Raw genomic sequence first — 13,981 nt, 5'->3', positions numbered from 1 at the left:
ATTGGTATTACTTAAACGCCACTTCGGTAAAGCTGCGGAGCTTACGACTATGCAGGGCTTCAAACCCTATCTCGCGCAGAAGGTCGATGGCTTTAAGGCCGATGGCCAAATGCTGATTGACTTGCTTTTGATAAAAGTCGGTGGCCATGCCGGGCAGTTTAATTTCGCCGTGCATCGGGCGATCCGAAACGCACAGCAGTGTGCCATAGGGAACGCGGTAGCGATAGCCATTGGCCGCAATGGCGGCGGATTCCATATCCAGCGCGATGGCGCGGCTTTGGCAGAATTGTTTTACAAGATCGGTATAGCCTGAAATCTCCCAATTGCGGTTGTCGGTGGAGACAATCGTGCCCGTACGCATCACGGATTTCAGATCGTACCCCGCGTGCCCCGTGACATGCGAGACGGCGCTTTCGATGGCGCGTTGCACTTCGGCCAGCGCGGGGATGGGAACCCATAAGGGAAGTTCTTTGTCCAGAACATGATCGTCGCGGACATAAGCGTGCGCCAGAACATAATCGCCCAGTTTTTGTGAGCGGCGCAGACCCGCGCAGTGACCCAGCATAATCCACGCATCGGGGCGCAAAACGGCGACATGATCCGAAATGGTGCGGGCGTTGCTGGGGCCGACGCCTATGTTAATCATCGTTATGCCGCGCCCATCGGCGCGTTTCAGGTGATAGGCGGGCATTTGCGGCAAGGTCTGACGGGCACTGGGCGACGTGAGCAAGGTAGGCTCAACCATCTCGACATAGCGGCGGGTGGGATGCTCGCGTTGATCGTCCAAAGGATTTTCGATCATCTCTTTGCCTTGCCGGACAAACTCATCAACATAAAATTGATAGTTGGTATAGATCACGAAGCTTTGGAAATGCTCGGCGTCCGTGCTTGTATAGTGGCGCAGACGTTGCAGAGAATAATCGACGCGCGGCGCGGTGAAAAGCGCCAGCGGCATTTCCTCGGCTTCTTGCGAAAACCACGTGCCGTTGGCGATAGAATCGTCGATGACGGACAAGTCGGGCACGTCAAACATCTCGCGCAGCAAGGTCAGGCGGGCGGGGGATAGGCCTCCTTCGACGTGTGCCCCGTTTTGAAAGGCGAAGTGAATGGGAATGGGCGTTGAACTTAGGCCGACTTCCAGCGGTACATCATGGTTTTTCAACAGCTGTTGAAATTGCTCCAGATAGTAGGAGGCAAAGACATCGGGGCGCGTTAGCGTTGTGGTGTGGCGATGCGGCTCGGTCACAAAGCCATAGGACAGGCGCGTGTCGGGCAAGGCCAGCTGCGTGGTTTTGATTGATAGATAGGGGTAAAAGGCCTCGACCTTTATCGTTGGCGTTTGGCCTTCGACGAAATTGGCAAAGGCATCGCGAATGGCCGCGATGTTAGAGGCATAAAGCTCAGTGACATAGGCGAGCGCCTCAACAGCGTCGGTAAAAAGACGGGCGGGGAGCGGCATAAAAGGCGCGGAAGAAGACATGGGTGGATATTTTTTGTAAAGGTGAGGCCTTAACTATAAGCCGTCCTTGCCTTAAAATCTAATGAAGATTTTTGTAGCCCCAAGCGTCACCCTATGGCTTTCCGCTTCCCGTCAGGCTGCGGATAAGGTCGCCCAAAGAGTCCGTTTTGCTTTCTTCTTGTTCATCGGGGGGCGCGTCATGGAAAACCTCAACCGAGGGTTCGCCTTGAGGCTGTGCTAGGCCGAAATCGCGTACCGGCTGGCCGTTTTCGGCCTCAACCATGTAATCGTGCCATAAAGTAGCGGGCAGGCTGCCGCCTGTGACCTTTTTCATCGGCTTATTGTCGTCGTTGCCCATCCACACGCCCGTGATCAAATCGCCCGTAAAGCCGACAAACCACGCATCGCGATAGTCCGAGCTTGTGCCCGTCTTTCCCGCGACGGGGCGATCCAGCGCGGCGCGGGTTCCTGTGCCATAGCGCACGACATCGCCCATCATCGAGACAAGCGTTGCCACGGCTTGTGGCTCGACCGTGACGGGCAAAGTTACGTCCTCGCGGTGGTAGAGAATCTTGCCCTCGCGGCTTCGGATTTCCTTGATGCCATAGGGCGTGACGGCGCGGCCACCGGTGGCGAGAGCGGCGTAAACGCCTGTCAGCTCCAACGGCGTCATCAGGTTGGTTCCCAACGCCAAGGATAAATCGGGATCAAGCGGCGAGGTCACGCCCAACGCCCGCGCCGTGTCCAGTACGTTGTTTAGCCCCGCGCGTTGTAAGACGCGCACAGCGACTGTGTTGATGGACTGCGCCAGCGCTTGCCGTGCAGAAACCATGCCGCGATACTTCTCGTCGTAGTTGGCTGGCGCCCACTTGCCGATTTTGATGGGAGCATCTTCGAACATATCCTCAGGCGACAGGCCTTGGCGTAGCGCGGCCAGATAGATAACGGGCTTAAAGGCAGAGCCGGGTTGCCGCATGGCTTGCGTTGCGCGGTTAAACTGGCTTTCGCCGTAATCGCGCCCGCCCACCATCGTGCGTACCGCGCCATCGGGGGTCATTGAGATTAGCGCCGCTTCCTCGACCTTCTTGGCCGCGCCTTCGGCGGCGAGGATCCCATCCAGCTTACGCTCAGCCACGCGCTGCAGCTTAAGGTCGATGGTGGTAAGGACAACGATATCTTGCGGCGCGTTTTCAAGCAAAGCGTTCACCTGATCCACGATCCAGTCCGCAAAGTAATGCCCATCGCCGCCTGCGCCCGGTTTGCGTTGGGGCAGCGGGATGGAGGCCTCGGCCAAGGCTTGATCGGATTCGGCGATATAGCCCGCATCCGCCATGGCCGCCAGAACGACACGCGTGCGCGCTGCTGCCTCTGCCGGATTATTGGTGGGGGCATAGCGCGAGGGTGCGCGAAGGAGGCCTGCGAGCGTCGCGCACTCGCGTAAATTAAGGGCGCTCACGGGCTTGTTGAAATAGACTTCCGCCGCCGCATCGACGCCATAAGCGCCCGCACCAAGATAGACACGGTTGAGGTAGGCGGTCAGGATTTGATCTTTGCTGTAGGTATGCTCCAGCCAAAGGGAGAGGAGCATTTCCTGCACCTTGCGCCGCGCGGTGCGTTCGGGCGTTAAGAACAGGTTTTTGGCGAGTTGCTGCGTAAGGGTTGAGCCACCTTGGACGACATGCCCTGCGATGACATTTTGGACAAAGGCGCGAAGGAGGCCGAAAACGTCGACGCCGAAATGGCTATAAAAGCGCCGATCCTCAATCGCTAAAATGGCATTGATGAGATTGGGGGGGGCATCCTTGAGTGTCACGCGCTGTCCGGCTAGATCGCCATAGCGTTTAAAGACCGTGCCGTCATCGGCGAGTAGCGTGATGGCAGGGCGGCGCTCTGGCTGCGCGATTTGGCGGATGTCGGGCATGTCATAGGCGTAATAGGCCACAACCGCGCCACCCAAAAGCGTGCCCCAGATCGCCAAAAGGACGAAGGCTTTGCCGGCGAAGGTGAACGTTTTTTTCGCGGACTCGCCTAGGCCTTCCCATGAGAAAAAGGAGTGCAGCGTAAATTTCTTTTTTTGTGGTCTTCTTGGCATAGAGATCCTGAGTTATGTGCCGTCTTTTGCCTTTTGTTTGGCAGGTGATGCCCTATAAATAAAGCAAAAAAAGGGCGCTGGAGAGAAAAGTGTCTCCAGCGCCCCTCATAGCAGGTCTTTTAGGACTTAATGCCCTCTTTTCTTAACATAGTAGCCAAGGGGCCAAACGACCTTGCCCTCAACTTCATTGAGGACTTGAGCCAGACCGGCATAGATGGCTGAAGCGCCGCAAGCAATCCCAACCCAACCCGCAAAGTGCGTGATTGATTCCAAGCCTGTGGCATCGCCCATGGCCAAAAGGAAGAACAAAAGGGTCAGTGTGCCAAACGCAAATTGCAACGCGCGGTTTAGCAAGAAGGTGGCCTTGAACATGCCCAGTGTGAAGAGGCCCCACATAATCAGGTATAAGGCCATCGACATGTCTTTTGCAGGGGCGGCAACGCCAAGATCCATCTTGGGCATAAGGATCAACGCGACAAGCGTGAGCCAAAAGGAACCATAGCTAAGAAAGGCGGTTGTGGCGAACGTATTGCCTTTGCGCCATTCCATGATGCCCGCGATCATTTGCGCGATGCCGCCATAAAAAAGGCCCATCGCTAAAATCATGGAATCAAGGGGGTAAAGGCCGATATTGTGAAAGTTCAGCAATACCGTTGTCATACCGAAGCCCAGCAAGCCAAGCGGCGCGGGGTTGCCGGTCTTATCCGTTATCGTCATCTTTGTCTCGGTCATGGATTTCGCTCCTTTTTGGGTAAGAAAAGGGATAGGAAGCGAAACTATGAACGGAAAAGGTTAATAGTTTAACACTCAAATATCGATTTCGCGCACGAAACGAGCATTTTCCTGTATGAATTGGAAGCGTAATTCAGCCTTACGGCCCATCAGTTTTTCGACGAGGTTTTCGGTTTCCTTAATATCGTCCAAACGATCCGGCGAGTCCGGCTCGGTGATAATCACGCGCAGCAGATTGCGCGAGCGTGGATCCATCGTGGTTTCGCGTAGCTGGACAGGCATCATCTCGCCAAGGCCTTTAAATCGACTGATTTCGATCTTGCCGCGCCCGCTAAAGGTCGTCTCCAAAAGCTCTTCTTTATGGGCATCATCGCGGGCATAGACGGTGTTATTTCCTTGCGTGATGCGATAGAGCGGCGGTTGTGCCAAAAACAGTTTACCGCCTGTGATCAGCGCGGGCATTTCGCGATAGAAAAAGGTCATGAGGAGGGAGGCAATATGCGCCCCGTCCACATCGGCGTCGGTCATAATGATGACGCGCTCATAGCGCAGCTTGCTTAACTCAAACGCGCTTCCCATCCCGCAGCCAAGGGCCAGCGTGAGGTCAGAGATTTCCTGATTGCCGCGCAGCTTGTCGGTGCTGGCGGAAGCCACGTTGAGGATTTTGCCGCGCAGGGGAAGGATGGCTTGCGTCTCGCGATTGCGGGCTTGTTTGGCTGAGCCGCCCGCGCTGTCGCCTTCGACAAGGAAAATCTCGGTATTCTCCGCGCTGGTAGATGAACAATCGGATAGTTTGCCAGGAAGGCGCAACTTGCGCGTGGCGGTCTTGCGGGCCATGTCTTTGGCTTGCGAAAGGCGTGCCCGTTCCTCGGCTTTTAAGGTCAAGTGATCCAAAAGAGCTTTGCTGCTGATAGGATCGGCGGAAAGCCAATGGTCAAAGTGATCCTTGACGACTTGATCAATAAGGCGTGTGGCCTCGATGGTGGCTAGTTTGTCTTTCGTCTGACCTTGAAACTGTGGGTCACGGATGAACAGCGAGATCAACGTTGCCGCATCGCCAAAGGCTTCATCGCCTGTGATAACTGCTGCGCGGCGGTTGTTCAAAAGCTCACCATGGCCACGAAGGCCTCGCAAAAGGGCCGAGCGCAGGCCAGATTCATGCGTGCCGCCTTGCGGCGTGGGAATGGTGTTGCAATAGGAATGGCAAAAGCCGATGCCGTCTTCTGGCCACGCCACGGCCCACTCAACCTTACCTTTGCCATCGGGCAGATCGGCCATCCCGCTAAAGAGTTGGGGCGTGACAGTGGCGCGTTCTTCAAGGGCGGATGTCAGGTAATCGGCGAGGCCTCCCGGAAAATGAAGGGTCGCTTCGGTCGGCGTATGCTCATCGGATTTAATCAGCGAAGGTTCGCATTTCCAGCGGATTTCGACGCCTCGGAACAAATAGGCCTTGGAACGCGCCATGCGGTAGAGCGTTGAGGGCTTAAAGCGGAGCTTGGTTCCAAAAATCTCGGTATCGGGTCTGAAGATAACCGTTGTGCCGCGCCTGTTCACGGCCCCCATTTTCTTCAACTTGCCAAGCGGAGCGCCACGCGAAAAACTTTGCACAAAAAGGTGCTTGTCACGCGCGACTTCAACTGTCATTTCTTCGGCCAGCGCGTTGACGACGGAAATGCCGACGCCATGCAGACCGCCAGAGGTCTGATAAACCTTATTGGAAAATTTTCCGCCCGAATGCAGCGTGGTCAGGATGACTTCTAACGCGGATTTGCCCGGAAACTTCGGGTGGTTGTCGACGGGAATGCCGCGTCCGTTGTCGCGCACCGTGATCTGGTTGTCCGCGCCCATCTCCAACTCGATCCTGCTGGCAAAGCCCGCGACGGCTTCGTCCATTGCGTTGTCCAAAACTTCGGCGACCAGATGGTGCAGGGCGGCTTCGTCCGTGCCGCCGATATACATGCCCGGACGGCGGCGCACGGGCTCCAGCCCCTCTAGGACTTCGATATCGTTGGCATCATAAGAATCTTGTTGACGCACGGCGGCAGAGCCAGCGGGAAATAAATCGGACATGGATCCTGAACACTCAAAAAAACGTATAAAAACCCGCGAATCACGGATGGGGGAGTGTAATCGGATTAAAGGGAGGGGGCAAGAACTGTGAGGGCCGAGCGAAGCTTGGGCTTAATTTTTTTGTAATCCGACGTTGAGCGCAAAACATAATTGACGGGGTCGAGGAAGTCGTTTCTCAGCCCCTTGGGCTTTGTCTCAATGGCCGTCTCAACTTTGCTAATGAGGCGGTAGTACCAGCGCTTTAGGCGCGGATTGATGTTCAGTGCGTCGACGACCTCAAGACGTTCTTCAAAATACCGACGGAACCGATCTTCCGTGCCAAAGGGCATGACGCCGTCCAGCAGCGTTGTGTAGTCCCGATTAAGCGTGCTGAGTTTGTCACAAAAACGAATATGGGCAACAAGACCTGAAGGGTCTTCGTTATTGGCGACGCGGATTTGTTCTTCATGCCGCGCTGCGCCGTATAAGGCGGGGGGGTCTGTTATCTTTTCTAGCGTATCGATAAGAAGCGGCTTCCATTTTTGATCGCCTTTCCAGCAGCGATTGACGATGAAGGAGGCTTCCATTTCTGGTGAGTCTTGAGCAAAATCTTCGATAAGGTCATGGGCATAAGCGGCAAAGGCTATGACCTCATTGGGAAGCTTAATTCCGCCATTGAGATTAACGGCCAGATCGGCTGTTTCGATATAATGTGTACAGGTAGGAACGGCGGCGAATTTGCGGTAGGCCTTCGCCACAGTGATATTACGAGTCGTAAAGGTGATATAGCGAGCCGTAAAGCCGCGGAGCTTGATAATACTGGAATCGTTCAACCAATCGTGATTGCTGTGGGGAACAAACTGGGCGGTCTGATTGGTCTGCAGGATATGTTTTTGGTGATGGGGCGGTAAGTGAGGTTTTTTAGGGTTGGTTTTATTGACGTAGAGTGTTTCAAGAAGAGGCGTTTGTGAAGGCGGAGAGATACGCGTTTCACCACGGCTGGCAGTTTTAAGCGGGTGTTTTCCCATATGAGAGCCAAGTGTTATTTTAGAAGAGGTCATAATGGCTTTTCTCTAAATTGTGATAGGGGCGAAAAAATTCAAAAAACGAAAGATAAAGCAGGCGGCATCCGCAAAGTTGTTAAATCTTGATAGAAGAGTACGTAAAAAGTTGTGGATAAGCGAATCAATTTTTTCCTTTCATGGCCTGTTTTCGCGCCTTGTCCACATGTGCATAAGGCGAAATCGTAAGCTTTCTTCAAATGGTTAAGAAACTATATATAGACGTTAATGAAAGGTTATCCACAAAATCGTGATGGGACTAGAATCGCCTTCGCGTATCTGGTATGTCTCTATCTCGTTAGCCACAACATCTTGTGCCTCATGCCAAGTGGTTTGGTTAATCTTTGACGGCACGCTTTCGGGATCGAAACGGGATTTTGAGTGCGCCAACCGTCCAAATGTTGAACTTTTTTCAAGGGAGCTTACGCGCCATGGTCTGGACCGATCAACAAATCCAAACACTTAAACAAATGTGGGGCAATGGCTACAGCGCCAACGACATCGCCAAAAATCTGGGCGGAAGCGTAACGCGCAACGCGGTTATTGGTAAGGCGCATCGCTTGAAGCTTTCGGCGGGTCTTGCCGCCTCCGGCCGCGCCACGGTTGAGCCAACCTCTAAGACAAGGGGGGTCGTGATGGCCTCCATCACGAAGATCAGTAAGCGACGAGCTTCCTTGCGTGCGATGCCACCCGTTCAATCCGAAGCGCCTGCCCGTTCGGTGGTGATCCCCGATCCTATCCTCAGGCCGATTGAGATCGTCCGTCGTAGCGAGGGCATTCCTGTCACCAAAGCTGGCGAGCGTCACTGTCGTTGGCCTATCGGCGATCCTCGTTCGCCTGACTTCCGTTTTTGTGGCTGTGAGACGCAAGAGAGTTTGCCTTATTGCTCCCATCACGCCCGCATCGCTTATCAAACTGTGTCGCGTAAATCGCGCGCCAATGCCAGCGCTGATGCCGTCGCGGTAAGCTTTGGCGGCAAACCCAAGGCCGAAGAAAAGGAATAAACCAGTCTTTTCCCTTCGCAGTAAAAAGCCCCCTAACGGGGGCTTTTTTGTTGGCTGGGAGACTAGGATTGATGTCGCTGTGCTCCATCGCGCCTTCGGCATACTTAATAATTTTTCCGCTCGGCGTTATTCCGCCTCGCGTTGTTGAATGCCTTGTTGTCGAACCTAGTTGTCGGTTCGAATGCATATTCTCAATTAACAAGCAAAAAGCCGCCCTATGGGCGGCCTTTTGTTTATTGGCTGGGAGACTAGGATTCGAACCTAGGTAAACAGAGTCAGAGTCTATTGTCCTACCGCTAGACGATCTCCCAAGCAGACTTGTTCAGGCGCGTTTCCTAAGCGCCTGTTTTCACCCTCTACTCTGGCTTTGGCTTTTTATCTGTTTTCTACGCTTCCGCTTCGCGTGTACTCATTTGTACACTTGCGATGCGGTTCTCGAAAACAACTAAAAATCCTGTGCCATAGCGAGAGTGAAAAAAGGCTCTAACACACCCGTTTGGCTTTGTGTAGTTGTTTTTGGCGTTTTTTAGCCCAAAACCTTATAGCCACGGCCTTTCAGGCAGTTGTTCATGATGTTTTTCTTGCGGTCGAGCGAACTCATCGTTCCTGCCCCGCCGCCGCCAAAAGCGCCAATCGTTGCGCCCGTAGCTGCCCCCATGCCTGCATTACCGCTGATGGCGCCAAGCGCCGCGCCCGCTGCCGCGCCAACACCTGCGCCGATCAAAGCGTCCGTCGCGCCATTTTCAGCGGCATCGACTTGGTCGGATAGAGCGCGGCATTCGCCGAGATCTTGCTGATACTTCACGGCATCGATGCCTTTGGTATCGACAACGGGGGTATAAGTTGTGGCGCAACCTGCCAGAAGGACAGAGACCGCGCACAAGGTGGAAGCGAGAGAAAGCGTTTTTCTGGTAACCATAAAAGACTCCTGCATCTTAAGGGGTTGGGGTGTGAATTTCGCTTTAGAACGGACGGGATCGTAGCGTAAAAACGCACGATTGGCCAGAGGTGTTGTTTTCCTATAGGATCATTGGCTGAAAAGGCCGTAAAAGAAGAACCAAAGAATAGAAAGCGCGGAAGACATGGTGACGACGAAAAAAACGGGAACGGGCGGGCTGGCCTCAAAAAGGCGTGAGGCCGTGCGCGTGAAGACCGCCAAGAAACGCAGCAATTCCTCCGCGCAGTGGCTTAAGCGGCAATTGAACGATCCTTATGTCGCGGCGGCCAAGGACATGGGCTATCGCTCACGCGCGGCGTTCAAGGTTTTACAGCTGGATGAGCAGTTTCACTTTATCAAATCAGGCCAGCGGGTCATTGATCTGGGCGCGGCGCCGGGCGGTTGGTCGCAGGTCGTGGTGAAAAGGATCGGCGCGAAGGGTAAGCTTATCGCGCTGGATATTCAAGAGATGGACCCCATCGGCGGCGCGGAAATCCTGCATATGGATTTTCTGGCCGATGATGCGCCTGAGAAATTAAAAGAGCTTTTAGGCGGTAAGGCCAATCTGGTGCTCAGCGATATGGCTCCTTCGACCACGGGGCATACCGCCACCGATCATATCCGCATCATGGGGTTGGCCGAAAACGCTGCGCATTTCGCTGTAGAGGTTCTGGCCCCGAACGGGGTTTTTGTGTGCAAATACTTCCAAGGCGGCGCGGAAAAATCGCTGCTGGATATGCTGAAAAAGAATTTCACTAAAGTTCGCCACGCTAAACCCGCCTCTAGCCGTCAGGACTCATCCGAATCCTTTATCGTCGCCATGGGATTTAAGGGGTAGCGCAAAGAAACTAAAGGAATCTCATCTTAATTTTAACCATAACAGTTAATGGGGTATCAATAATTTATAATTATACTGAGTGGGATATGGCCATAAGAAAACATTTATTTTTTTGCAAAAGGACCCATAAAATGTTAGTGATCTCTTACCACGATATATCTCCACAGCAGAGTGTTTATGAGATCGTGGCTATGGGGGTCGCCATGCCAACAGTAGTAACAAAAAGAACACCGCCTGCGCAGCCGGAAATCACGCAACCATCTCTTAGTAATCTATGGACAGCCGAATTATGCGCGGGTCTGCGTACAGTTGATCAGCAGTCTGTTTTGCAGATGGAAGCTGAAATGAATAACTTAATTGACAAAACCCTTCTTAAGATTCAGGGAAATCACAGTGCAAAAAAAACACCGTCCGCGCATACTGAAATTTCAGTGTGTAAACCTGAGGGTGAACCTCCAAGTCTGGCTGAGAAATTGTGTTTGGGTATCCGTGAGGCAGATCAGCAATCTGTTGCAATACTGAGGGAAAAAATGTCCGGCCTTATAGATAAGGCGCTTATTGAAATTGAAAAAAAGCCAACAGGAACAAAAAACACATCATTAAAACCCAAAGAATTAAACATTTCATAATCAGAATGATATATCCTGTTCTTATATTTAGAACGGGGGATTTATGGAAGAAAGTGTTACTTGGGCACACGTTTTGTCGAAATCGCATGAGCTCTTTTTTCACGAGCGACCAAAGAATGATTTAACGCCAATGGTTGCCATCGTTCTTTTTGAGCGAAGAGTTCTGGCTCTTAAATTATCTCCTGCTCAGGCTATAGGTCTTTTGGAACAGTCAGAGTTTGTCATAGGCTTTCTTGCTAAGGCGGAAAGTCTTGCTGAGAAGGGTCGTCGTGATTTCATTGAGCACACACAAAAGCTGACAAATATCGAACAAAGCAATGCTCGCATTGAAAACACCCTATCACTCATCAATGCGGCGGCGGCAAAAATCGAAGCTTCATCGAACAAAATTGAGGCGCGAACCGAAAGTATCGCGGTCACCATCGAGAAGGCCGTGATTGAAAAACTGGATGAGGCCATAAGACACGCTTTCAAGGCGGCGGAGAACACGGCTTTGAAAGCGGCCATTAAAGCGGCTATCGTCACCAGCGCTATATCTACCATTATCTTTGGTCTTCCCGCTAATTTAGCCACCAGCTATTATTATGATCGGAACCTTAGTGTTGATGCCCAGAAAAGAGCAGGGGAGCCGAAAGCTTCTGTGACGACGTCCAGTGGTCTGCCTCCCATTAAGAAGGCAAAATTAAACCAAGAATCCATGACGTACGCAGAAAGAGCGCTGCCTTTTGCTTCCTCCTCCTTTTTTGTCCGTTTGGAACAGGATAGTTACGGGCTTCGTAGTGCGGCAACGGGTAAAAATATGGTTGGGTTGCTGCGGGATGGTTCTGTTGTTTCCATGCCGCTCAACAACGAAGCAGACTCTGTCTGCCTAAGAAGCTCTCCGCCGATCATTTGTAAGCCACGGCAACTTGTCCAATAAAAATATCCATAAAGAAAGCTACGCCCCCAGCATCCGTACCACGCTCCCTTGCTCTTCGGTTTCAAGCAGGGCGTGAAGGGTGGGGAAAAGGGCGGCCAGTTGCGCTTCGATCATCCACGGGGGATTCACGATAACAAAGCCTGAACCGTTGAGGCGATCATGCCGCGTTTCGGGGTGAAAGATAAACTCGGCGGCCAGAAGCTTGGGCAGTCCCGCCGCAATCAATGCCTCGTGAAAGCGCCAGATGGTTGGTCGCTCCTTAATCGGATACCAAAGCGCGACGATGGCTTGCGGGAGCGTCGCATGGATTGCCGCTGCCGCCTGTGCCAGCGCGTTGAACTCATCCGGCTGTTCAAAGGGCGGATCGATCAGGATTAAACTGCGTTCTTTAAGGGCGGGCAGGAACGCCTTGGGTGCGCCGTACCCATCGCGATGATGAACCTGCGTTTGCTTATCGCCGTGGAAGTGGCGGCGTAGAAGGCTGGCATCATCGGGGTGAAGCTCGCACGCGATCAGCGTGTCTTGCGGGCGCATCATGTGCCGCGCCAAGGCGGGTGAGCCCGGATAGTGGCGCAGCGCCCCGTCGGGATTAAGGCCGCGTAGAACCTGAAGATAGGGGGCAAGCTCTGGCGTTGCCGCCGCGCTCCCTGCCCAAATCTTTTGGACGCCTGACTCGGCCTCGCCTGTTTTCAGGGCGCAAGGATCAGTCAGGTCATACTGCCCGCAGCCCGCGTGCGTATCCAAGACGGTAAAGCCTTTATCTTTTTTTTGAAGGTGAAGGAGGATGAGCGCCAGCGTTGCATGCTTGACGACATCGCAGACATTGCCCGCGTGATAGGCGTGGCGGTAATTCACGGATGCCCTGCCGCGACGATGCGATAGCCTCGGTCTGTCAGGTTCTCCAAAGGCTCAACAGTTACCTGCCGGACGAGGGGATCGGCGGTGATAATATGGTCGGGGCTGGTCATCAGGCCGACATGCGCGGCGTTCTCAAAAAAGACAAGATCGCCGCGCTTCCACACAATATCTCGCCAGTGACAAGGTAGGGGATGGCCGAAAAGGGCTTTTAGCTGGGCATTGGTGCGCGGGGCATCGATTCCCCCCAGATCCAAGGCGAGTTGGACAAGACCCTCGGCATCGATCCCTAAGGGCGTGCGGCCGCCCGCCAGAAAGGGGCGGCCGAGAAGCTGGCCTGCCGTAAAAACAAAGTCGGCGCAAAAAACCTCATCAGTCGGGACAACGTGGCCTTTGAAGACATAGCCGCCGCTGGCTAGGGGGTAAAACTCGCCCTCTTCGCCGGCCAGAGAAACGTAAGAGCCAAGCGTCAAGCGGTCCAAGATGGGCGAGCGCGGGTCAGGCTTGGCGTGAACAAACGTGTGCAACACATTGATGCGGTTCATAAGGGCCGCGATGGACTCGCTTAAGACGCCATCCTTTTGAATATAGCCAACCATACGATCATTACGATTTTGCACCCACGCAAAACCGTCCTTGCGTTCCTCAAAAACATCCAAAAACTCGCCATAGCGAATCTCGCTGATCCGTGGGGCGTCTGGATCGGGGGCCTGTAGAAGGGGGATAATGCCGCGCACGCATTGGCGCAAGGCGGGCTCGACATAGCTTTCTGCCTGAACATAGGCGCGCAAAGACGCATCCGCCAGATCGGGGCGAAACGCGTTTATCGTCGGGTCAAGGGGCTCTTTTTCGGTCATAATGGGGCTAATCTAGCAAGAAAAGCCTAGGCTGTCAGCGCGATTATGCGGCGACATTCGACCAAGCGGAAGGCGCGGTCTTTTCCTCGGTGGGCGAGCCCATGGCAGCCGCAGCCGCGCTTAAGGATTCGAACGCGAAGTCTAGCGCCTGATGATCGGGAATAGCGGCGCTGTGCGTCTGGGCATCCATGATCATCTTGGAGAAATTCGTCAAAAACACACCGCCTTCGGGTGTGCGTTGAACAAGGACGTTGCGGCGGTCAAGGTCGTCGCGCTCACGGCGGATATAGCCAAGTTCGCCGAGGCGATCCAGCGCGCGGCTGATGGCAGGCTTCGATATTTTCAGATCCTTGGCAAGGCCGCGAACGGTATGGGGGCCAGCGCCCAAATAAACGCAAAGGAGGAGGGCCATTTGTCTTGCCGAGAGGTCGGGGGCGTCGCTACGGACGCTTGCGACAAGAGAGGTGCGCCATAATTCGAGTGCTTGAAGTTGCGTGCTCACGATAACATCCTTACGCAATGGGTCGAAAAGAATTCAGGAGCAGAGTG

Annotated in this window: 13 protein-coding genes and 1 tRNA gene; 4 read left to right on the top strand and 10 right to left on the bottom strand. The window is 53.8% G+C overall.

What is annotated here, in order from left to right:
- Positions 1-7: 7 nt before the first annotated feature.
- The 5 genes from WC612_00650 to WC612_00630 all read right to left on the bottom strand — a co-directional run bounded on the left by WC612_00650 (position 8) and on the right by WC612_00630 (position 7,393).
- Positions 8-1,480, bottom strand: coding sequence for an AMP nucleosidase (locus WC612_00650; GenBank protein MFA6279286.1), 1,473 nt, complete (start codon positions 1,478-1,480; stop codon positions 8-10).
- A gap of 91 nt (positions 1,481-1,571) precedes the next feature.
- Positions 1,572-3,551 carry a PBP1A family penicillin-binding protein gene (locus WC612_00645; protein ID MFA6279285.1) on the bottom strand — a complete coding sequence of 660 codons (1,980 nt, stop codon included), beginning with the start codon at positions 3,549-3,551 and terminating at the stop codon, positions 1,572-1,574.
- Positions 3,552-3,677: 126 nt separating this feature from the next.
- A complete protein-coding gene (locus WC612_00640; GenBank protein ID MFA6279284.1) occupies positions 3,678-4,283 on the bottom strand; it encodes an acetate uptake transporter in 606 nt (201 codons plus the stop codon).
- 75 nt (positions 4,284-4,358) lie between these two features.
- Positions 4,359-6,353 carry a DNA topoisomerase IV subunit B gene (parE, locus tag WC612_00635; protein MFA6279283.1) on the bottom strand — a complete coding sequence of 665 codons (1,995 nt, stop codon included), beginning with the start codon at positions 6,351-6,353 and terminating at the stop codon, positions 4,359-4,361.
- 65 nt (positions 6,354-6,418) lie between these two features.
- Positions 6,419-7,393: a hypothetical protein gene (locus tag WC612_00630; GenBank protein MFA6279282.1), complete on the bottom strand. Its 975-nt coding sequence runs from the start codon at positions 7,391-7,393 to the stop codon at positions 6,419-6,421.
- A gap of 431 nt (positions 7,394-7,824) precedes the next feature.
- Between WC612_00630 and WC612_00625 the strand changes: the two genes are divergently transcribed.
- A complete protein-coding gene (locus WC612_00625; GenBank protein MFA6279281.1) occupies positions 7,825-8,397 on the top strand; it encodes a GcrA family cell cycle regulator in 573 nt (190 codons plus the stop codon).
- Positions 8,398-8,634: 237 nt separating this feature from the next.
- On the opposite strand, the gene WC612_00620 is transcribed toward WC612_00625, so the two are convergent.
- Both WC612_00620 and WC612_00615 read right to left on the bottom strand, forming a co-directional pair.
- Positions 8,635-8,708: transfer RNA gene (locus WC612_00620), tRNA-Gln, on the bottom strand.
- Between the two features lie 215 nt (positions 8,709-8,923).
- Complete coding sequence (locus tag WC612_00615) at positions 8,924-9,316, bottom strand: glycine zipper domain-containing protein (protein ID MFA6279280.1); 393 nt, start codon at positions 9,314-9,316, stop codon at positions 8,924-8,926.
- Between the two features lie 163 nt (positions 9,317-9,479).
- On the opposite strand from WC612_00615, the gene WC612_00610 reads away from it, so the two are divergent.
- The 3 genes from WC612_00610 (at position 9,480) to WC612_00600 (ending at position 11,720) form a co-directional block, all read left to right on the top strand.
- A complete protein-coding gene (locus WC612_00610; protein MFA6279279.1) occupies positions 9,480-10,172 on the top strand; it encodes an RlmE family RNA methyltransferase in 693 nt (230 codons plus the stop codon).
- A 131-nt stretch (positions 10,173-10,303) separates the two neighbouring features.
- Positions 10,304-10,801, top strand: coding sequence for a hypothetical protein (locus tag WC612_00605; protein MFA6279278.1), 498 nt, complete (start codon positions 10,304-10,306; stop codon positions 10,799-10,801).
- Positions 10,802-10,844: 43 nt separating this feature from the next.
- Positions 10,845-11,720, top strand: coding sequence for a hypothetical protein (locus WC612_00600; protein MFA6279277.1), 876 nt, complete (start codon positions 10,845-10,847; stop codon positions 11,718-11,720).
- An 18-nt stretch (positions 11,721-11,738) separates the two neighbouring features.
- On the opposite strand, the gene rlmJ is transcribed toward WC612_00600, so the two are convergent.
- The 3 genes from rlmJ to WC612_00585 are packed head-to-tail and all read right to left on the bottom strand — an operon-like array spanning position 11,739 to position 13,934.
- Positions 11,739-12,575, bottom strand: a complete 837-nt coding sequence (rlmJ, locus tag WC612_00595; protein MFA6279276.1) for a 23S rRNA (adenine(2030)-N(6))-methyltransferase RlmJ — start codon at positions 12,573-12,575, stop codon at positions 11,739-11,741.
- Positions 12,572-13,432 (bottom strand): NlpC/P60 family protein, encoded by an 861-nt coding sequence (locus tag WC612_00590; protein ID MFA6279275.1) that lies wholly within the window; start codon positions 13,430-13,432, stop codon positions 12,572-12,574. Before WC612_00590 ends, rlmJ begins: the two co-directional genes overlap by 4 nt.
- Positions 13,433-13,475: 43 nt before the next feature.
- The gene (locus tag WC612_00585; GenBank protein MFA6279274.1) at positions 13,476-13,934 is read right to left on the bottom strand and encodes a MarR family winged helix-turn-helix transcriptional regulator; all 459 of its coding nucleotides are present in this window, start codon (positions 13,932-13,934) and stop codon (positions 13,476-13,478) included.
- Positions 13,935-13,981: the final 47 nt, after the last annotated feature.

Source organism: Bdellovibrionales bacterium (genome assembly GCA_041662785.1).
Lineage (GTDB): Bacteria > Pseudomonadota > Alphaproteobacteria > UBA9219 > UBA9219 > UBA8914.
This window is presented reverse-complemented; position numbering and strand designations above follow the sequence as displayed.